The following is a 20,291-nucleotide window of genomic DNA, read 5'->3' on the forward strand; positions in this document are numbered from 1 at the left end:
CGTCGCCTGTCTGTTTCCCGGTGACCGGACGCCATGACGCCGTTCTCCCAGACATCGGTCATGCCTGTCGGCATCAGCGGATCTGCCGAAGACACTCATCCCATGACCAGAGTCGAGGTCGATCTGGATGGAACGCGTCACCGCCTTCGATGGCCGCGGGGCAAGAGCCTCGTCGACACCATGCTCGAGGCGGGTATCGACGTCCCGTACTCCTGCCGGGAAGGGCACTGCGGTTCGTGCGTGGCCACGGTGGTCTCCGGCGAGGTCGACATGGACAGCTGCGACATCCTCGAGCCTGCGGACCTCGCCGATGGGCTCATTCTCGGATGCCAGGCCCGTCCGGTGAGCGACGATGTCCACATCGAGTATTAGCCCTGGATTGGGTCCACTGACCGGGATTGGCCCCGGTCCGGCCATCACCTGCGGTAGACCATTAATCACGCCCAGACAGTTAGGACACAGCGAATGAGCGAGCGCGTACTCGACCGGGTGATGGGCCTGGCGGACCAGTTCAAGGAAATGGCTGTCGAGGCCGAGAAGATCGGTCAGCTGCCCGAGGCCACCGTCAAGAGCATGAAGTCGATCGGCTCAATCCGCCTGCTGCAGCCCGAGAAGCACGGCGGGCTCGAGGTCCATCCCCGCGAGTTCGCGGAGACGGTGATGGCCACCGCCGCGCTGGACCCGGCGGCCGGCTGGATCAACGGCGTGGTCGGAGTGCATCCTTATCAGCTGGCCTACGCCGACCCACGGGTCGCCGAGGAGATATGGGCTGACGACATCGACACGTGGGTCGCCTCGCCCTACGCCCCACAGGGCGTGGCCCGGCCGGTCGACGGCGGCTATATCTTCAACGGACGCTGGCAGTTCAGCTCCGGCACCGACGCATGCGACTGGATTTTCTTGGGCGCCATGCTCGGCGATGACGACGGCAAGCCGTTGATGCCGCCGCAGATGCTGCACATGATCTTGCCGCGCAAGGACTACGAGATCGTGCCGGACTCGTGGAACGTGGTGGGGTTGCGGGGCACCGGGTCGAAGGACGTCATCGTCAAAGACGCGTTCGTTCCGTCATACCGAACCATGGACGCCATGAAGGTCATGGATGGCACCGCCCAGATCGAGGCCGGCATGACCAAGACGCTCTACAAGATGCCATGGTCGACGATGTTCCCCTTGGGCATCAGCTCGGCAACCATCGGCATCTGTGAAGGCGCTCTGGCCGCGCACCTGGACTATCAGCGCGAACGCGTCGGCGCCAATGGCACTGCCATCAAAGACGATCCGTACGTCATGTACGGCGTCGGCGAGGCGGCCGCCGACATCAACGCCGCCCGCCAAGAGATCCTCGCCAACGTCGACCGCATCTACGACATCGTCGACTCAGGCGCCGAGGTGTCCTTCGCCGACCGTGCTGCGGGCCGGCGCACGCAGGTGCGCGCCGTGTGGCGTGCAGTGTCCGCCGTTGATGAGATCTTTGCCCGCTCAGGTGGCAACGCTCTGCGGATGGACAAACCGCTGCAACGGTATTGGCGCGATGCGCACGCCGGCATGGCCCACGCCATCCACGTGCCGGGCACCGTGTACCACGCCTCGGCGCTCAGCTCGCTGGGCATCGACCCGCAGGGTCCACTGCGGGCGATGATCTGAGGGGTTTGTCGATGAGTGATCTGAAAAGCCTTGGGTACGTCAAGGTTCAGGCGACCGACATGCCTCGGTGGCGGCAGTTCGCATTCGACGTGCTCGGCTTCGCCAAGGGCTCGGGGCCCGACGAGGATGCGCTGTACCTGCGCATGGACGAACGCGCTGCACGAATCATCGTGGTGCCCGGCGACACCGACAAGATCGTCACCGTCGGGTGGGAGGTTCGCGATCACGCCGCGCTGGAACGCGTGAAGGCCGCACTGGACGCAGGGGGAGTGCCGGTCAAGGAACTTTCGCAGGCGGAGGCCGACGCCCGTCGCGTCGAGGAGGTCATCGCGTTCGACGATCCAGCGGGCACCTCTACGGAGGTCTTCCACGGCGCTGTCCTCGACCACAGTCCGGTGGTAACTCCGTTCGGCGCCAAGTTCGTCACCGGCGAGCAGGGCCTGGGCCACGTCGTGTTGCCCGCCCTCGACGTGCCGGGGCTGTTTCAGTTCTACACAGAGGTACTGGGTTTCGTGTCTCGCGGCGCATTCCGGGTCCCGACTCCGCCGGAGTTCGGCCCCTTACGCGTCCGTTTCCTCGGCCTCAACCAACGCCATCACAGCCTCGCGATCTGCCCGGCGATGACTCTGCGCGATCCCGGCCTCATTCACTTGATGGTCGAGGTCGACAGCCTGGACGCGGTCGGACAGGCGCTGGACCGAGTCAACAAGGACGGCTTCCAATTGTCCTCGACACTGGGCAGGCACACCAACGACAAGATGGTGTCGTTCTACGTGCGCGCACCTGGCGACTGGGACATCGAATTCGGCACCGACGGCATGCGCGTCGACGAAACGTATTACACCGCAGAGGAAATCACCGCCGACAGCTACTGGGGCCACCAGTGGGTGGGCGACCTGCCTGCGGCGATGCGGCCATGACCGACAACGACGTCATCCCAGTCCCCGCATCGTCGATCAGCGACTGGGACCACGAAGCCGATGTCGTGATCGTCGGCTACGGCATCGCCGGCGCCGCGGCCGCGGTGGAGGCCGCCCGCACCGGCGCCGATGTCCTGGTGGTCGAACGCACCGGCTCGTGGGGCGGCGCTGCGGCGATGGCCGGTGGGTTCATCTACCTCGGCGGCGGCACATCGATCCAAAAGGCTTGCGGCTTCGACGATTCCGTCGACAACATGGCCGCCTTCCTCAATGTTGCGATGGGCCCAGGGGCCGATGAGAAACGCATCACAGACTATTGCGAAGGCAGCGTCGCGCATTTCGACTGGCTGGTCGACTGTGGTGTGCCCTTCAAACCGGAGTTCTGGGGCGAGCCCGGCTGGGAGCCACCGGCCGATCAGGGGCTGATGTTCACCGGCGGGGAGAACGCATTCCCGTTCAACACAATCGCCGAACCCGCTCCGCGCGGCCACATCCCGCAGATGTCCGATAAGCGCGCCGGCGAGAAGAGCGGCGGCTACATGCTGATGAAGCCACTTGTAGAGACTGGGACCGCCGCCGGCGTGCGGTCGCTCTACGACACCCGAGTGGCTTCGCTTGTTGTCGAGTCGGACGGCCGCGTGGCCGGGTTGACCGCCCGTCAGTACGGCAAGTCCTTCACGGTTCGCGCTCGGCGGGGTGTCGTCCTGGCGGCGGGCAGCTTCGCCTACAACGACGCGATGGTCGCGCAATACGCGCCGCGAATCGCAGGCCGCCCGGCCGCATCGATCGAACAGCACGATGGACACGCGATCCGGATGGCTCAGGCACTCGGCGCGGACCTCGCGCACATGGACGCCACCGAGGTCGCGTTCCTGATCGACCCGCAGCAGACGGTGCGCGGCATCCTCGTCAACGGCCGCGGGCAACGCTATGTACCCGAGGACATGTACTCCGGGCGTATCGGGCAGCTGACGCTCTACCACCAGGACGACACGGCGTTTCTGATCATCGACGGCGATGCCCAGGAGGAGGCGAACGCCGCCATCTCCGCCACCCCGTTCCTCAAACGGCCTGCGACGTGGGTATGTGAGACGGTCGCCGAACTCGAAGCCGAAATCGGGCTGCCCGCCGGATCGCTACAAGCCACGGTCAGCGCATACAACGAAGCCGCCGCGCGCGGCGAGGATCCGCTGTTGCACAAGAAGCCAGAGTGGTTGCGCCCCATCGGTTCTCCAGTAGGAGCCATCGACATGCGGGCCAGCTGCGGCGGCTTCACGCTCGGCGGCCTGCAGACCTCACTCGAAGCCGAGGTGCTGCACGTCAGCGGCGCCCCGATCCCCGGCCTCTACGCTGCGGGCCGCACCACTGCGGGCCTGGCGGCATGGGGCTATGCCAGCGGTATCTCCCTCGGCGACGGCAGCTTCTACGGTCGCCGCGCCGGTCGCAGCGCCGCCAAAGCCTGACCCTCCTTCTCGCCCAAACTCACGTTTGGGCGGATAAGTGCGCTGCAAGTGCGTGACACGGACCACATCTATGTGCTACAAACAGTCATATTACTATTAGGCATATAGCCGAGGAGGCGTCATGACTGTGACTGTCGATTCCCCAACCCCGAGCGCCGTCATCGACCGGGTGTCGCTGGTGCTCGACGCGTTCGACGGCCCCGGTCGGCTGACTCTGGCCCAGATCGTGCGACGGACCGGCCTGCCACGCTCCTCTGCGCATCGCATGCTCGAGCGATTGGTGCATCTGCGCTGGCTGCGCCGAAGCGGGCGCGACTACGAACTCGGCATGCGACTGGTTGAGTTGGGATCGTTGGCAGTGCACCAGGACCGACTGCACCGCGCAGCAACCCCGCTACTGCACGACCTCCACCGCGCCACTGGGCTCGTCGTGCACCTTGCGGTATTGGATGGCTCTGACGTCGTGTATCTCGAGAAGATCGGCGACCGGATGACCGCCGCGATCCCCACTCGCGTCGGAGGACGCCAGCCCGCGCACTGCACTGCCGTCGGCAAGGCGATGCTGGCCTACACCGAGGGCGCCGACGTCGTCGACTTGGCGACCCGTAAGACGAAGTATTCAATCGGCACTGCCGCGCAATTGAGTGCTGAGCTGGCGAAGGTGCGCGCACACGGAGTGGCGTTCGAGCGCGAAGAGTCGTTGCCCGGATTCGGTTGTGTCGCAGCGCCAATCGGTGGACCGGGAGAAGCCGTCGCGGCGGTGTCGGTCTGCGGACCGATGAACCGCATGACGTTCGATCAGCGCCTGGCCGCCCCAGTGCGGATGACCGCGATGGGGATCTGGCGCAACGTCGAAGACGGGCCGCAACGCGTGGCACCGACACTGCAGCAGGTACGACCGCTGCGTGGCGGACCCGCACTGCGCCCGGTCCGTGAATCGGCTGCGCTGCAGTACGCATGAGCCTGGATCCGCAGATCGCCGAAATCATCGAGGCGCTCGACGCAGGATTTCCGCCGGTGCACACGATGACCGGCGCGCAGGCGCGGGCCGCGATTCGGTCGCGCTTCGTTGCTCCCGCAGCTCCGGAAGAAGTCGGCGAAGTCCGTGATGCGAACGTGCACGGTCCTGCCGGCGACATCGCGGTGCGCATCTACCGCCCGGCGTCGATGTCGGGCCCTGTGCCGACACTGGTGTACGCCCACGGTGGCGGGTTTGTGTTCTGCGACCTCGACAGCCATGATGGGCTATGTCGCACCTTCGCGAATTTGATTCCCGCCGTTGTGGTTTCAGTCGCATACCGGCTAGCACCCGAGCACCAGTGGCCCGCCGCAGCTGAGGATGTCTTTGCGGTAACCCAATGGGCCGCCCGCAACGTGGACGCGCTCGGTGGTGACCCGAAGCGCATTGTCGTCGGCGGTGACAGCGCGGGCGGCAACCTGGCAGCCACCACCGCATTGATGGCCCGCGACCACGGCGCACCGTCCCTCGCCGGGCAGCTGCTTGTGTATCCGATGATCGCTCCGAACTTCGCCACAGCCTCCTACCTCGAATTCGGCAATGGGTTCTACAACCCCCGTCCCGCTTTGCAGTGGTACTGGGATCAGTACGTGCCCTCCCCCGCTGAGCGCGAACATCCCTACGCCTGCCCGCTGAAAGCAGACCTGCATGGGTTACCGCCGTCCGTCATAGTCATCGCGGGCCATGATCCATTGCGGGACGAAGGGATTGCATTCAGCAAGGCGTTGGAGGATGCAGGCGTCGCGACGACACGGCTGATATACGACGGCGGCATCCACGGGTTCATGACGATGCCGACGATGACTCTGGCACAGCGTGCCCGCGTCGAGGCGTGCCGTGGGTTGTCCACACTTCTCGCACCCACTCATGTCTGACGGTCAGGTCTTTGTCATCGACCGGGTGGTGACTCAACCCGGGCGATGCAAGGAGTTCGTCGACCGCTACCTCGCCGAGTATGCGCCCGGGGCCCGCGAGCGCGGAATGACGTTGCGAGACATCCTCGTCAGCCCACCGGTGTGGTTCACCGACCAAGCGAACACCGTCACCATCACCTGGCAACTGCCGAGTGCACAGGCGTGGTGGGAGATGACCTGGAAGGGCAGACCCGACCCCAGCATCGGCCAATGGTGGGCCGACATCGACGAGCTCATCGCCGAGCGATCCCGCAGTGTCGCCGCTGCCGCCGCAGATGTCGATGGGCTGTGCAATGTATAGCGTCACGCGGCTGATTCACACATCGTCGGACGCCGCGCGAGATCAGTTGCTGACACCGCTACGCACCTTCGCCTCCGTTGCCGACCACGCTATCGTCGCATCCAGCCTGCCGGGTTCCCGCAATGGCGGCGATATTCTCATGCACCTCCGCTTCGCGGATGACGACCAGTGGGCTTCTGTCGCAGGCGATCTCGAAAGCATTCTGTCCCGTCCACCGGTCACGCGCGTCGATGGCGCCGAGTATCGCGGCATTCCGCAGCCGGCCGAACGACCAGCGCAGGGCACCGTGTACCGCACGCTGTTGCTGCGAGTGGCACCGGATACCGACGAGACAACGGTCGCCAGATTCGAAGACGACTTACGGCTACTGCCGCGATACGTCAGCACGATCGTCGCGTGGCAGCTGAGCCGCGTCGACGAATCGCTAGGAATGTCAGAGTGGACTCATGTTTTCGAGCAGGAGTTCACCGATGTAGACGGGCTGATGGGCCCGTATCTGATGCACCCGATCCATTGGGCGGTCGTCGATCGATGGTTCGATCCCGAATGCCCCGAGGTCATCGTCCGCGATCGCGTGTGCCACAGCTTCTGCCGTATCGGTGGCGCGCTGTCCTCACGCCGTTTGAGGCAATAGGTGTGTATCGCGACCGACTGGTGCGCAAACCTCAGGGTGGCGAATCACCCACCGTACGTTCGATGTTCACATTTCCATCGGCGACATCTCGGTACTGCAGCCCGGGGGATGGTTAGATTCCGGCGGGCATACGCTGGGTCGACCCCGAGTGTGCCGGCCTCCTCATTCGCGACCACGCGTGCCACGGCTTCTGCGTGCTGCCCGATTCGGTTCCGACTTGACTGCAGGAACCCGCTTCGACGGCAGGGGCGGCAATGCGTTGACGACCATCCGCATACCTGCCCGCAGCGATGATTCCAATCTGTCGACGTTGCCGTGCTCCACCCAGTGCACGTAGGCCTGGCGACAGATTTGGATCACTAGTTGTGCGGGGAGGGTGCGGACGAACGGGTCAGCCCCGAGATCGACTCGCTCAGCCAGGAATTCGGATATGGGATCGGCGAAGTCTTGGCCCCAATCCAGCCAACGAAGCCGGTACTGAGGATCGGTGATCATCAGGGACATGAACCTGCGGTCGATCTCAGGTGCACCGCGCTTGGCAACCTCTGTCGAGAATGCCGTCACCAGGGTCTCGACGGTGTCGCTTGTGCGAGGGGCGGTTTCCAGGACCTCAACGCTGAGACCGCCGAACCGGCGGAACAGCGGCATCACCACATCTTCCTTGACCGGGAAGTGGCGGTGAAAGGTGCGCGGAGCGATCCCCACTGCTTCGCAGATCCGCTCGACAGTTGCCGAAGTGGATCCATCAGCAAGGAAAATGTCACGTGCGGTGAGCGCGATAGTCATTCGAAGCTCGGCGGCACGCCGTTCCGTCAACGTCGGTCTGCTCGCGGTGCTCACTGAAGCTCCTTCGTCGTCCGGGACTCCCGCACAGTGGGATGCGCCCAACCCGCCTGGCTGACCCGATCCTAACGTCAATATGTCACATTCTGACAGACATACAGGTTCTGACATAGCGCATCACGATAAGGACGGAGACGACGACGATGAGCGAACTCAATTACGACGACTACACCCATGACTTCATGGGAAAGGTCGGCAACATCGAGGACTTCTCGCGGGACTTCCTGCTGGGACTGGCCCGGGTGTTCGAGGACACGCTGAACTTCGTGCCCTACGCCCACGTGAAGACCTATTCCGAAAAGGTCGGTATCAACGCCGCCATGGACATTGCCGCCGAGGTATCGAGGGCCGGGATGCGCCAAGTGATGCCGATGGGTCGCTTCATTGCACCTCCGGCCTGGGATTGGAAGAACGCCCAGTACCAGGCCATCCCATTCGATGTACAGACCGAGGACCTGACGAAAGACGCCCTTATGCGGCTGATCAAGACCTACTGGGATCAATACCTGAAGGGCCACAACTACTTCATCGACCAGTGGACGAAGATCATCCCGGAAGAGGAGGTCTGGCTCGGTCTCCCAGGACTCTACGAGCTCATCATCGACTACCGGTATCCCAAGCTGGCCAAGGTGATGAAGATCGAACCTGTGTACGTGGTTGATTTCCTGAAACTGGCTTGCCTGAGTATCGACGGCACCCTCGGCTACGGCGGCGAATACATCGTGCACAACCGAGATCACGTGGTGCTCAACATGCGCCGCTGTGAAGTCCTGCAAAAGTACACCGACGAAGGTCTGTATCCGCCGGCGCGGGCCTGGATGAACTGCACGTTCGAGCAACGGATCTCTGCGGCGTTCTTTCCTGGTTGCAAGCTCGACATCAACTTGCCCCCCAAAGACTTCAAATTCGCTGACGGGGAGCCTTTCTGCGTCTGGACCTACACCCGTGGTGCCGAGAATCATGCGGCTGCAGCGGCGGCACCGGATCCCCGAGCGAGCGCAATGAAGAAGATCCCCATAATGCCGGTGTCTTCAGGCGCAGTACCGTCTGCCTCTGAGTAGGTCATAGAGCTTGTCCTTCTGCAACGGGTGTAGACCGCACAAACCACCATGTGGTCTACACCCGTTGCGCCCCTCGGCTTTTGCGTCACATGCCCGCACGCAGGATATTCGGATTGGCTGTCGCCGGCGGTTCCAATGGTGGCAGTGCAGACTTACCGTCCAGGCTGTGCACTCGAAGTCCTTGCGACCATGGGTAGTGCAGGCTGAACGCCACGAGCCCAGTGCGTTCGGCGGCCGGCAAGTGGCACATCGCCAACACGGTCTCTGCCAAGTATTCGACAGGCTCGGTCGGGAAAGCCTCCGGGATCAACTGCGCCGCACCAGGTGTCCGGATCGCGGTGGACGGACCCACGCAGTTGACTGCGATGTTCGCGTCGACCAACTCCGCCGCAACGCCCTGGGTGAACCGGTGCAGCGCGGCCTTCATTGACGCATACACCACGTCGCCCGCGGTCTTGTTGTAATCCCGGTACGGCCGCACTGGAGCTACCCCCGTCACCGAGCCGATGTTGACGATCCAGCCAGCACCCTGCTTGCGCATGTGCGGGACCGCTGCTCGCGTCAGCACGAACGGGGTCCGCAGGTAGTGCTCGACCGTGCGGTCGAACGTCTCCAGACTCATATCCTCGACGAGACTGTAGTCGGCGAATCCCGCGTTGTTGATGAGGATGTCGAGGCGGCCTGTGCGGTCGAGGACCTTGTCGATGAGGCCGTCTCGCTGCTCGGTGTCCTCGAGGTCGGCGGCGACACCGAAGGCGCTACCACCGACGTCTTCGATCAGTGCGATCGTTTCCCCGATGGTGCCCGGAATTGCCGCTGCCGACCCGGCCCTGACAGACGGGGACGGCTTATGGGCGCGTGCCGTCACCGCGACCGTCGCTCCCTCGGCCGCCAGTCGCTGGGCGATCGCCCGGCCGATCCCCCGACTGCTGCCGGTGACCAAAGCCGTTTTCCCCTCGAGCATTTGCGTCATGCCAGGTCGAAGTGCTCCTCCACCGGCGCCCGGTGCTGATGCCACACGTCGACCAGCCGATACGGAGTGGACACCACAACGCGACCTGAACCGGAGCGGTAATAGGTGTGCGCGTTGGGGGTGTGACACCACACGGTCCGCGACATCGCCTCGTCGATCCCTGCTACGTACTCGTCGTACGCCTGCCTGGTCACTTCCATCGTTCTCGCGCCGCGCAGCGCCATCAATTGCAGACACTCGACGATGTAGTGCGCCATCACCTCCATCGAGAAGTTGGCGCCGGCCCCGTGGCCAGGACTGTAATTCGGTGCGGAGTTGATGAACAGGTTCGGGAAACCGGGCACCGTCCCACCGCGGTAGGCGCGCGGACTGTCACCCCACTCATCGGTCAGTTTGCGTCCGTCGCGGCCACGAATGTCGATGGTGGACAGGAAGTCCAGGTGATATCCCGTCGCATAAACGATCACGTCCAGGTCGATCTGCCGACCGTCGCGGGTGACGATGCCTCTGGCGTTGACCTCGGCCGGCTCGGCGGCTTCCACGTCGACATGGTCGCGAGTCAGCGCGGCGTAGTAGCCGCCAGGGTCGCGGATGATCCGTTTACCGTACGGCGCGAAATCCGGGGTGACCTTCTTGGCGAGTTCCGTTCCCGCTCCGAAGGTTCGGTCGATGTAGTCCAGGCACATCTGCAGCAGTACGTCGTTGGCAGGTGAGATCGACAGGTGACTCTTCGCCCATTCAGGGTCCTGCAAGATGACCGGGTAATTGTTGTCCGCGGTGCCCCAGAACGACTTCAGCCGATGCCACTTGGCGTAGTACGGCAAGCGCCGACCGAGATGCCTTCGGTATTCCGGAACATCGTCGGAGGCGCGCCGACGGGGCGCCACCCAATGCGGTTGGCGCTGAAACACCGTCATGTGCGCCACGGCATCCACGCAGGCGTCGACGATCTGCACCGCGGTGCAGCCCGCGCCGATGATCGCCACCCGTTTTCCCGTGAGGTCCAGTGACGGATCCCACTGGGCTGAGTGAATGCTGGTGCCCGCGAATGTGTCTCGTCCCGACAGCTCGGGCCAGCGGGGGCGGTTGAGGTAGCCGGCGGCGGTGATCACCACGCTGGCATGGCTGACGCGGCGCGTGCCGTGCCGGTCAACCGAGTGGATCTGCCACTGCTTGAGGTCCTCGTCCCACCACAGCGCTTCGACCTCGGTGCCGAACCGGGTGTGTTGCCGCAATCCGTATTTGTCGGCCAGCGAGACCAGATAGGCCTGATATTCCGCGCCCTGCGGATAGTAGCTCGACCACTCGGGATTCACCTCGCGGGAGAGCGAGTAGTACGCCGAGGGCGTGTCAACGCCGATGCCGGGATACGTGGTGGTCAGCCACGTACCGCCGACTTCGTCGTTGCGATCGAAGATCTCGTATCTGACGCCGGCATCGGCAAGGCTGAGCGCGGAGATGATGCCCGCGAGGCCGGCTCCGATGATGGCTACTGTCATGGTTTCCGGCATCGGCACCGTGCGCGGTAAGGCCGGCTGCGACAGTTGGAAGCCGCCCTGCTCGAGCAACAGTGGAACGAACTCGTCGTCGACCTCGGAGCCGAGCGCCAGTGGCAGCAGTCGCTTGAAGAGTTCCGGGTCGACGGCGTCCGAAGACACGGGCGCATCCAGTGCCTCGACCACCGCCGCCACGAGCGCCTCAGCGGTGTCGGCGTCGGTGACCCCTGCGCGCTCCGGGGGGTCTGGGACATGTGAGATCGCCGGGCCGAACCGCTCGATCACCGAACCATCGCCCGTGAGCTGAGCCAGCACCGCCACCAGCACTCCGGGGTCGGCCTGACGCAAGCTTGCCCGCAGCTGGTCGATTTCGACATCGATCGTCACAACAACCGAGTATCGAAGCACGCGCCCCGGCTATGAGCGGTGTTGTCTACTGAGCGGGACACGCATCCGTTCAGCCGCGACGGGCTCGCATACTCTTCGGCCATGCAACGGGTGCACTACGACGATGACCACCGCGCGTTCGCGGAACTGGCCGGTGATTTCGCCCTCAAAGAAGTCGCACCCCACATCGCCGACTGGGAAAACGACGGCATCGTTCCGCGCGAGGTGTTCGCAAAAGCCGGTGCCGTTGGGCTGCTGGGCTTCGCCGCAGACGAAGCCTTCGGTGGCGTCGGGACGCGCGACTTCCGCTACAACCAGATCCTGATCGAAGCCTTCATGGACGCCGACTGCGGCGCGGTCGGCCTGAGCTTCGCTGTCCACAACGACATCTGCCTGCCGTACCTGGCCGAACTCACCACTCCCGAACAGCGAGACCGCTGGCTGCCAGGATTCGTGAGTGGAGACCTGATCGCCGCCATCGGCATGACGGAGCCAGGCGCCGGATCAGACGTCGCCGGTATCCGCACCAGCGCCGTCGACGCGGGCGATCACTTCGTCGTCAACGGCGCCAAGACCTTCATCACCAACGGGCAGAACGCCGATCTGGTCATCACCGCCGTGCGTACCTCCCCCGACCGCCACCGCGGCTTGACGCTGATGGTCCTCGAACGGGGCATGCCCGGATTCGAGCGCGGCCGCAATCTCGACAAGCTCGGCCTGCACTGCCAGGACACCTCCGAGTTGGCGTTCACCGATGTGAAGGTGCCCAAAGACAACGTGCTCGGCGAGGTCGGCCGTGGCTTCGACTATCTGATGGGCAACCTGCCACAGGAACGCATGCAGATCACGGTCGGGAGCCTCGCGCGGGCCCGCGCAGGTCTGCGCTGGACCGTCGACTACGTGCGGGAACGCACCGCGTTCGGCAAACCCATTGGGGCACTGCAGAACACCCGGTTCGCATTGGCCGACGTCGCAACGGAAGTCTCGGTCACCGAGGCCTTCGTCGACCGCTGCGTGATGGAACTCAACGCCGGGCGGTTGACACCGGCGGACGCCGCCAAGGCCAAATTGTGGGCGACCGAAATGGAGTTCCACTGCCTCGATGCCTGCCAGCAGCTCTTCGGCGGCTACGGCTACATGCGCGAGTACCCGGTCGCCCGCTCGGCCGTCGACGCCCGCGTGACCCGCGTCTACGGCGGCACGTCAGAGATCATGCGGGAAATCATCGGCCGGGACCTGGATCTCGCGCCCAAGCCGTGAAGGACAACGACATGCAGGTGCGCAGCCACACTCTCGGCGATATCCCCCGTCGTTCCGCCCGCCGGTATCCCGACAAGGTCGCCATCGTCGACGGCGACGTGTCCCTCACGTTCGCCGAGTTCGACGAACTCGTGGACCGGGCCGCAGCAGCGTTGCGGGACAAAGGTTTTGCGGCCGGAGACCGAGTCGCGCTGCTGGCGCACAACTGCTGGCAGTATGCGGTGCTGGCATTCGCCACCGCGCGCGCCGCGGTGGTTTTGGTTCCGATCAACTTCATGCTCACCGCCGAGGAGATCGCCTTCATCCTCGGCCACTGCAAAGCCAGCGGGTTCATTGTCGAACACGACCTCATCGGCACTGCTGAGCAGGCGATGGCCCAGGACGGCGCCGTATCGACGAAAGTCGCATTGACGGCCGACGCCGAGGACGTGCCGAACGGCTGGGAAGACTTCGCGCAATGGCTCGACACCACCACCCCCGCGCCGGACCTCGAGATCGCCGACGACCAGTTGCTGCGTCTGATGTACACCAGCGGCACCGAATCGCGTCCGAAGGGCGTGATGCACTCGAGCCGCAGCTTGGTGTCGAACTACGTCAGCACGATCGTGGCCGGATCGATGTCGGCCGACGACGTCGAAATCCACTCGATGCCGCTGTACCACTGCGCGCAGTTGGACAATTTTCTTGCGACCGACATCTATCTTGGCGCCACCAGCATCATCATCCCGCGGCCCGATCCGGAGGTGATCCTGCGTGGGATCGAGAGGCATCGGGTCACCAATTTCTTTGCCCCGCCGACGATCTGGATCGCGCTGCTGCGCTCACCATTGTTCGACCGGGTCGACCTGAGCAGCCTGCGCAAGGGTTACTACGGCGCGTCTGCGATGCCGACGGAGGTCTTGCACGAGATCCGCGAGCGGCTGCCGAATCTGCAGTTGTGGAATTTCTACGGGCAGACCGAGATGGCGCCGCTGGCCAGCGCGCTCGGACCCGACGATCAACGCGATCATGCCGGTGCGGCCGGTCGGCCCGCGATCAACGTGGAAACCGCGGTACTCGACGACAACGACATTCCTGTCCCCGCAGGCACTGTCGGTGAGATCGCCCACCGCGGACCGCATCTGATGCTGGGGTATCTCGACGATCCGGCGCGCACCGCCGAGGCGTTCCGCGGTGGCTGGTTTCACTCGGGAGATCTCGGCTACTACGACGAGTTCGGTCTGCTGCACGTCGTTGACCGCAAGAAGGACATGATCAAGACCGGCGGCGAGAACGTGGCGAGCCGCGAGGTCGAGGAGGTTCTCTACCGCCATCCGCTCGTGCAGGAGGTGGCGGTCTTCGGTGTCCCGCACCCGGTGTGGGTCGAGGCGGTGGTCGCGGCCGTGGTCACGCGCGACGGCGCAACGCTGCGGGAGGACGAACTGCTCAGCCACTGCCGCAGCCACCTGGCCGGGTACAAGACACCCAAGCAAGTGTTTTTCGTCGAGGCGTTGCCGAAGAATCCGAGCGGCAAGTTGCTGAAACGCGACCTGCGGACCCGTTTCGGCGCCGATCAGAATGTGTTCCACTGACCGGTCGCAACGGTGCCGCGCGACGCGGTCCGGCGGTTGACTGCAGCCATGAGCACCGACATCACCTTGTCCGAAGTTCAGGAGTTCATCGCCGGCTTCTGGTACCACTACGACCAGGGCCACTTCGGGGAGCTGGCGGCACGTATGGGCGACGAGATGGAGTACCTCAGCCGCTCCGAATCCGGTGAATGCCCGTTCGAGGATCTGCTCGCCGCCGAGTTGCACGGCGGCGCCGAGACCCTGGCCTGGCTGACCCGGCACCGCAACGAAAACCCGTATCCGCTGCGCCATCACGCCACGAACGTCTTCCGGACCGGAGTCGACGGACCGGTCACCAACGTCCGCTTCTACCTGTTCGTCAACCAGGTCACCAACGCGGTGCCGTTTGCGGTATCCAGCGGTGTGGTCGATGTCGGGGTGCGACGCGGCGCCGACGGCCTGGTGTTCACCTCGATGAAGGTCGTTCTGGACGCCGACGATTCTGTGCCGTTCGCCGAGTACAACGCCGCCGCTACTGCTGCGGGCGCGTAGTCGATCATGTCGGCTCGCGACGTCTTCGGCGGCGGGGTGGCCGTCATCACCGGTGCCGGTGCGGGGATCGGGGCGGGGCTGGCCCGTCACGCCGCACGGCTGGGCATGACGGTGGTTCTCGCCGACGTCGACGCCAAAGCAGTTGCGGCACTTCGAGATGAGCTCGTCGCATCGGGCGCGGTCGCCGTCGACGCCGTGTGCGACGTGCGCGATCCCGAGGCGGTCGATGCGTTGGCGGAGCGGACCTATCGCGATATCGGACCCGTCCGGCTGCTTGTCAACAATGCCGGCGTCGAACAGTTCGGCTATTTGTGGGATATCCCCGTCGAGAATTGGAACCGGCTGGTCGAGATCAACATCAGTGGCGTATTCCACGGCGTGCGTGCGTTTCTCCCGCGCATGCTGGCCACTGAGGAACCCGCCTGGGTGTGGAACTTGTCGTCGATCGGCGGCGTGGCCGTCGTCCCACTGCAGGCGCCGTACATCATGAGCAAGCACGCCGTGCTCGCACTCACCGAATGTCTACGACTCGAGGTCCAGCACGCCGGATACGATCACCACATCCACGTTCAGGCCGTCCTGCCAGGCGCGGTGGCATCCAACATCTTCGAGTCCGCAGGCGGGGTCGACGACGGTGACGTCGCCGCTGCCGAATCGCAACGCGCAGCCATGCTCGATATCAAGACCGATGCCATGGATCCGCTCGCGGCGGCCGAAGTGGTGTTCGATCAGGCCGCCGAAGGGCGGTTCTACCTCTTGACACAACCCGACTATGTCGGCTCCGCGATGGCTGAACGCGCGGAAGTACTTGTCTCCCAACGCCCACCGGTGCTGCGGACGGGCCGCCGGTTCGACTCTGCGCACCAATGAGACTCGACCCCGACGCCGCCGCACGCGTCGCGTCCTTCGGTCAGATCCCGCCGATGCGCCAGCGCGGACTGGCGGCGGTGCGCGACGCGGTCGAGTCAACCCCGCATCCCGACAACATGCCGGCGATGGCGCACATCGAGGACTGTGCGATCCCGGGGCCTGCAGGCCAGATCGCCATCCGGATCCACCGCCCGTCCACGGAGTCCGGCGGGCCGGTGCTGGTGTACTTCCACGGCGGCGGCATGGTGATGGGCTCCAATCATTCGTTTGAGCCGCTGGCGAGATCGCTTGCCGCCGAGTCGGGAACCACGGTGGTGGCCGTCGACTACCGACTGGCCCCCGAGAATCCACCGCCGGCACAGTTCGACGACGCGTACTCGGCCACCGCGTGGGTCGCCGCGAACGCCGAATCCCTTGGCGTCGACGCCGCTCGGCTGGCGGTAGTCGGCGACAGCGCTGGCGGTTCGCTGGCCGCCGCCGTGGCATTGGCCGCGCGCGACCACGACGGACCGAGCATCTGTTGTCAGGTGTTGCTCTACCCCGGCCTCGACCGCGACATGGCCGCACCGTCGGTCACGACGCTGGCCGACGCGCCGATGCTCTGCCTCGATGACATCAACTACCTGCACGACCTCGCTGACGGCGGTGCGGGCGCACCGCACGATGCCTACCGGGTGCCTGCGTACGCCACCGACCTCACCGGGTTGCCTGCGGCGATCGTCGTGACCGGAGAGTGCGACCCGATCCGCGACTGGGGTGAGCGCTACGCGATGCGCCTGCGCGACGCGCGAGTACAGACGACTGTCACCCGCTACCCCGGCATGTACCACGGCTTCCTGATGCGCTCCGATGCCACCGCCAGGGGCAGGCTGGCCATCGCGGAGATCGGCGCGCTGCTCAGGGCGAAATTCAGTCACCCGCTGCCCTTTTAACGTCCCGATCAACGGGCATGTGCGTGCTGCGGCGCCGTCGACGGCCGCAAAATCAAGTCCACACTCCAAGCACACCAAGAGGAGACGCAATGCTCACCGAAGAGCGGCGAACGGAGCTTTCAGAGATCCTGCGGCCGGCTTCACCGCCCCGGGAAATCGACAACGTCTACACCGAGGACCAGAAGCAGCGACTGCTCGATGTTGTTCACGCCGAGGGCCCATGGCGGCTGATCATCGCCCAGCACTTCGCGTCGGCCGACGAGTTGATGGCCACGATGAGCGGCATGTTCCCCGAGGGGTTCGAGCCGTCGCTGGATCTGTTTCTCACCCCGACGTTTCGCGGGTATCTGGCCAACTACGGCGCCGTGCTCTACCCCGAACTCCACGACGTGTTCTACAACGAGTCATTCCTGAACATGGCCAAGAGCTACTGGGGCGCGCAATACGCCAAGCCGGAGATGATGCTGTTCAACATCAACGGTCCGTGCGCGAACCGCGACCCCGGCCACCTCGACTCGCCGAGCTTCCGCGGCGTGCGCCACGAGAACGCCCCGACCTGGTTGTGCAGCGTGATGGGCAAATCCGGCCTTTTCACCGACTACCTGATCAAGATGGCTCAGGTCATCACCTGGTTCTCGCTCGACGAGGGCAGCGGCTTCACCTACTGGCCCGACGGGCCGCTGAAGGCGCCCAAACGCATTCTGCCTCCGATCAACAACCGCGGCGTCGTCGTCCAGAACGAGATGATGGTGCATCGCGGCGAGGCCAATGGCCCACTGGAACAACAGGTTCCAGCAGGCCTTGCATTCGATACGGTATTCACCGGCGACCCAGCGGACCGCGACCATTGGCTGCTCAAGAACGGTGACAACGTGATCGCGCGGCATCACACCGACGAGCTGCGATTCCTTGTGCACTGGTCGGCCGAGGTGTTCTCCGACTTCGACGAGCTGAAGAAGAACATGGACGGCACCGACGACCTGACGATCGAACGCGCCATCGAGACGATGGTCAAGGACCTCAACGACAGGGGCCTCAAGTTGTCGCTGCCCGGCGATCCGCTGCATGATGCGGAGTTCATCGGCGCGCTCAACGCCGCCTATGACCTCGGCGGGCCCACCGCATACCCGCAAGAGGCTCCGCTCAGCGCGTTTCAGCTGGCCTGAGCATCAACGCACCACTACAGAACTGGGCTCGCGCGGCGCGCCCAGCATGTCGCGGTGCGACGGCGGTCGCCGACCGTCCTCGTCGGTGATGCCGTAGCGCTGCGCGAGTTCCGCGCCGATCACGGTGTGTCCTGACAACTCGCCGAGGTCTGGATCGTGGTACAGCGCATTGATCAAATGCCCAGTGAATTCCGGGGTTTCGGCGTGCTTCGCGGTCTCGGTGAGCGCCTCGGGGTGCCCCGCGAAGGCGCTGCGGAACCGTTCGGTGAGCAGAATTCCCATCCAGATCGACACCGTCGCTACTCCCGTTTCGCGGAAGTCGACGGCCATGTCGGCGGCCATCTTGTCCACCCCCGCCTTCTGCGCACCGTAGGCGGGGCCGTGCATGTAGCAGGCCGATCCGGGGGACGACGTGAACGCGACCAGGCCGCGATCCTGCCGGACCATCAACGGTGCGGCGTGCCAGGACGCCACATACGCCGACCGCAGCCCGACGTCCAACACGTCGGCCAGCTCGAGCGGCTTCTCCCAGAACGGCTTTGGATTCGTCAGGTCATCGTGGATGGCGGCGACATTGTTGACCAACAGATCCAGCCGGTCACACTCGTGCGCCACCCGTTCGAACAGCGCAGCTACCGCGGCGTCGTCGCTGTGGTCGACCTGTACCGCGATTCCGCCGTCGCCCGGGTCGGTCACCGTCCTGCCGGTCACGTACACCCGCCAGCCGTGGGCAACGAGCGCCGCGGCGATACCCCGTCCGGCGCCGCGACTCGCCCCGGTGACTACCGCAACACGTTTCACGGATACGAAGTTACGTCGTCGCCGGCACCGTCTCGTCTACTACCGGCAGATCGCCGTTGCGCACCGCCTCGACAATCGAATCGCTCAGTGCCGAACAGGCCAGGAACAAGCCTCGTGCCGCGTGCGCGGCGAGGTTCTCGGCATCGCGGCGCTCGTGGCAGCGGGCCGACGCCTCGCGATTCCACTGCACACTGGTCTGGTTCCAGCTGCTCTTGCGGGCCAGCACACAAGCCTCGCAACGGCGGCAGGCCACCGGCGCCATCGGGCAGTCGGCGTACCGGTTGTCGGGCCGCACGGTCATCAGGTGGTCCCCGCGGCCGTCCTCGCAGCGAGGTTGGCGTTGACCACCTTCATCCACTCTTCGTGCGGGCTGGTGGTGTCGAGTTCGTATTCGAAGCGGTCCACCATGTCGGGCTGCACATCGGCAACGTCGACGTAGAACTGCTCGTACCATCGGCGGAGCTGGTAGACCGGACCGTCCTCCTCACACAACAGCGGATTGTCGATGCGCGCCTTGTTCTTCCAAATCTCGACGTCCTGCTCGAAACCCATCTTGACGAAATCCCCAAGGCCGATCGCAGTCTGCAATGCCTGATCACCCGGCAGCGCCTCCGACTTCTTGACGATGATGCCGTATTGCAGCACAAAGGAATTCGCGTCGATCGGATAGTGACAGTTGATCAGCACAGTCTTGTGATCCACGTCGGGATAGTGATAGGTCAGGTCGTCGATCATGAACGAGGGGCCGAAATACGATGCCACCGAGGTGGTTCCAAGCATCTGCGACTCCCCCGGGTCGCCGATGTCCGGGCGGCCCGCCCCATTCATGTACTGAGTGGCGACGTGGCCTTCGAAGATGTTCTTGAAATGTGTGGGCAATGATCCGTGGATGTAGAAGAAGTGCGCCATGTCGACGACGTTGTCGATGATCTCGCGGCAGTTGATGTGCACGACGGTGGTGTACCAGTGCCAGTCCGTCCACTCGTCGCTGGTGGCGCCCTCGATCCGGGGGATGCTCACCTCCGGCGGCGGCGGATTGCGCTCGGGGTCGTTCCACACGAACAACATCCCGTCCTGCTCGAGGGTGGTCCACGTCGCGGTGCGGGCCAGCCTCGGCACCCGCTTGCTGTACGGCACCTTCTTGCACCGGCCGTCGCCTCCCCAGCGCCAGTCGTGGAACGGGCACGCAATCTCGTCGCCCTTCACCTCGCCCTGGGACAGGTCGCCGCCCATGTGCCTGCAGTAGCCGTCGAGCACGTTGATCCGGCCGTCCCCGCTGCGGAACACCACCAACTTCTTGCCGAACGCATTGATCCCATGCGGTTTGCCGTCGCCGAAATCCCTGGTCAAACCAAGGCAATGCCAGCCGCGGGCGAATCGAGTGGGAGCCGCTTCGGCCTCGATCTGCCGAATCTCGTCAGTATCTGACTGCAACGTCATGACCTTGTTTCTACCGTCGCAGGACCGGTGACGGAGGCGATCGTCCCGCTAGAAGGGAGAAGT

21 protein-coding genes are annotated in these 20,291 nt (G+C 64.6%); 15 read left to right on the top strand and 6 right to left on the bottom strand.

Going from position 1 to position 20,291, the window contains the following annotated elements:
* Window positions 1–102 precede the first annotated feature (102 nt).
* The 8 genes from GGC64_RS15410 to GGC64_RS15445 all read left to right on the top strand — a co-directional run bounded on the left by GGC64_RS15410 (window position 103) and on the right by GGC64_RS15445 (window position 6,897).
* Complete coding sequence (locus tag GGC64_RS15410) at window positions 103–372, top strand: 2Fe-2S iron-sulfur cluster binding domain-containing protein (RefSeq protein WP_192723354.1); 270 nt, start codon at window positions 103–105, stop codon at window positions 370–372.
* 93 nt (window positions 373–465) lie between these two features.
* Window positions 466–1,647 carry an acyl-CoA dehydrogenase family protein gene (locus tag GGC64_RS15415; RefSeq protein WP_192723355.1) on the top strand — a complete coding sequence of 394 codons (1,182 nt, stop codon included), beginning with the start codon at window positions 466–468 and terminating at the stop codon, window positions 1,645–1,647.
* Between the two features lie 11 nt (window positions 1,648–1,658).
* Entirely contained in the window at window positions 1,659–2,567 is a 909-nt protein-coding gene (gene bphC / locus GGC64_RS15420) for a biphenyl-2,3-diol 1,2-dioxygenase (RefSeq protein ID WP_192723356.1), read from the top strand.
* Window positions 2,564–4,030, top strand: coding sequence for an FAD-dependent oxidoreductase (locus GGC64_RS15425; protein WP_192723357.1), 1,467 nt, complete (start codon window positions 2,564–2,566; stop codon window positions 4,028–4,030). The genes bphC and GGC64_RS15425 overlap by 4 nt, the downstream gene beginning before the upstream one ends.
* Before the next feature lie 127 nt (window positions 4,031–4,157).
* Window positions 4,158–4,991 (top strand): IclR family transcriptional regulator, encoded by an 834-nt coding sequence (locus GGC64_RS15430; RefSeq protein ID WP_370582170.1) that lies wholly within the window; start codon window positions 4,158–4,160, stop codon window positions 4,989–4,991.
* Complete coding sequence (locus GGC64_RS15435; protein ID WP_192723359.1) at window positions 4,988–5,923, top strand: alpha/beta hydrolase; 936 nt, start codon at window positions 4,988–4,990, stop codon at window positions 5,921–5,923. The genes GGC64_RS15430 and GGC64_RS15435 overlap by 4 nt, the downstream gene beginning before the upstream one ends.
* Window positions 5,916–6,263, top strand: a complete 348-nt coding sequence (locus GGC64_RS15440) for a hypothetical protein (protein ID WP_192723360.1) — start codon at window positions 5,916–5,918, stop codon at window positions 6,261–6,263. The genes GGC64_RS15435 and GGC64_RS15440 overlap by 8 nt, the downstream gene beginning before the upstream one ends.
* Complete coding sequence (locus GGC64_RS15445; protein WP_192723361.1) at window positions 6,256–6,897, top strand: Dabb family protein; 642 nt, start codon at window positions 6,256–6,258, stop codon at window positions 6,895–6,897. Before GGC64_RS15440 ends, GGC64_RS15445 begins: the two co-directional genes overlap by 8 nt.
* A 162-nt stretch (window positions 6,898–7,059) precedes the next feature.
* Here GGC64_RS15445 and GGC64_RS15450 read toward each other — a convergent pair whose 3' ends face one another.
* Window positions 7,060–7,737 carry a TetR family transcriptional regulator gene (locus GGC64_RS15450; RefSeq protein ID WP_370582120.1) on the bottom strand — a complete coding sequence of 226 codons (678 nt, stop codon included), beginning with the start codon at window positions 7,735–7,737 and terminating at the stop codon, window positions 7,060–7,062.
* A 146-nt stretch (window positions 7,738–7,883) separates the two neighbouring features.
* On the opposite strand from GGC64_RS15450, the gene GGC64_RS15455 reads away from it, so the two are divergent.
* A complete protein-coding gene (locus GGC64_RS15455) occupies window positions 7,884–8,801 on the top strand; it encodes a hypothetical protein (RefSeq protein WP_192723362.1) in 918 nt (305 codons plus the stop codon).
* A gap of 85 nt (window positions 8,802–8,886) precedes the next feature.
* Here GGC64_RS15455 and GGC64_RS15460 read toward each other — a convergent pair whose 3' ends face one another.
* The gene (locus GGC64_RS15460) at window positions 8,887–9,774 is read right to left on the bottom strand and encodes an SDR family NAD(P)-dependent oxidoreductase (protein ID WP_192723363.1); all 888 of its coding nucleotides are present in this window, start codon (window positions 9,772–9,774) and stop codon (window positions 8,887–8,889) included.
* On the bottom strand, window positions 9,771–11,657 hold the full coding sequence (locus tag GGC64_RS15465; RefSeq protein ID WP_370582122.1) for a flavin-containing monooxygenase: 1,887 nt from the start codon (window positions 11,655–11,657) through the stop codon (window positions 9,771–9,773). The genes GGC64_RS15460 and GGC64_RS15465 overlap by 4 nt, the downstream gene beginning before the upstream one ends.
* Before the next feature lie 102 nt (window positions 11,658–11,759).
* Here GGC64_RS15465 and GGC64_RS15470 point away from each other — a divergent pair, with 102 nt between their 5' ends.
* The 6 genes from GGC64_RS15470 (at window position 11,760) to GGC64_RS15495 (ending at window position 17,987) form a co-directional block, all read left to right on the top strand.
* Window positions 11,760–12,917, top strand: a complete 1,158-nt coding sequence (locus GGC64_RS15470) for an acyl-CoA dehydrogenase family protein (protein WP_192723365.1) — start codon at window positions 11,760–11,762, stop codon at window positions 12,915–12,917.
* A gap of 11 nt (window positions 12,918–12,928) precedes the next feature.
* Window positions 12,929–14,488 carry an acyl-CoA synthetase gene (locus GGC64_RS15475; protein WP_192723366.1) on the top strand — a complete coding sequence of 520 codons (1,560 nt, stop codon included), beginning with the start codon at window positions 12,929–12,931 and terminating at the stop codon, window positions 14,486–14,488.
* A gap of 48 nt (window positions 14,489–14,536) precedes the next feature.
* Window positions 14,537–15,019 carry a polyketide cyclase gene (locus GGC64_RS15480; RefSeq protein WP_192723367.1) on the top strand — a complete coding sequence of 161 codons (483 nt, stop codon included), beginning with the start codon at window positions 14,537–14,539 and terminating at the stop codon, window positions 15,017–15,019.
* Window positions 15,020–15,025: 6 nt separating this feature from the next.
* Window positions 15,026–15,889 carry an SDR family oxidoreductase gene (locus tag GGC64_RS15485; protein WP_192723368.1) on the top strand — a complete coding sequence of 288 codons (864 nt, stop codon included), beginning with the start codon at window positions 15,026–15,028 and terminating at the stop codon, window positions 15,887–15,889.
* Window positions 15,886–16,821, top strand: coding sequence for an alpha/beta hydrolase (locus GGC64_RS15490; RefSeq protein ID WP_192723369.1), 936 nt, complete (start codon window positions 15,886–15,888; stop codon window positions 16,819–16,821). The genes GGC64_RS15485 and GGC64_RS15490 overlap by 4 nt, the downstream gene beginning before the upstream one ends.
* An 89-nt stretch (window positions 16,822–16,910) precedes the next feature.
* Entirely contained in the window at window positions 16,911–17,987 is a 1,077-nt protein-coding gene (locus GGC64_RS15495; RefSeq protein WP_192723370.1) for a hypothetical protein, read from the top strand.
* Window positions 17,988–17,990: 3 nt separating this feature from the next.
* Here the strand turns inward: GGC64_RS15495 and GGC64_RS15500 are convergent, their stop codons facing one another.
* From GGC64_RS15500 to GGC64_RS15510, 3 genes are read right to left on the bottom strand one after another with little or no spacing between them, the layout of a single operon-like run.
* Window positions 17,991–18,788, bottom strand: a complete 798-nt coding sequence (locus GGC64_RS15500) for an SDR family NAD(P)-dependent oxidoreductase (protein WP_192723371.1) — start codon at window positions 18,786–18,788, stop codon at window positions 17,991–17,993.
* A gap of 10 nt (window positions 18,789–18,798) precedes the next feature.
* The gene (locus GGC64_RS15505) at window positions 18,799–19,089 is read right to left on the bottom strand and encodes a ferredoxin (protein ID WP_192723372.1); all 291 of its coding nucleotides are present in this window, start codon (window positions 19,087–19,089) and stop codon (window positions 18,799–18,801) included.
* Entirely contained in the window at window positions 19,089–20,228 is a 1,140-nt protein-coding gene (locus tag GGC64_RS15510; protein WP_192723373.1) for a Rieske 2Fe-2S domain-containing protein, read from the bottom strand. Before GGC64_RS15510 ends, GGC64_RS15505 begins: the two co-directional genes overlap by 1 nt.
* Window positions 20,229–20,291: the final 63 nt, after the last annotated feature.

Origin of the sequence: Mycobacterium sp. OAS707 (assembly GCF_014873705.1) — a bacterium.
Classification (GTDB): Bacteria; Actinomycetota; Actinomycetes; order Mycobacteriales; family Mycobacteriaceae; genus Mycobacterium.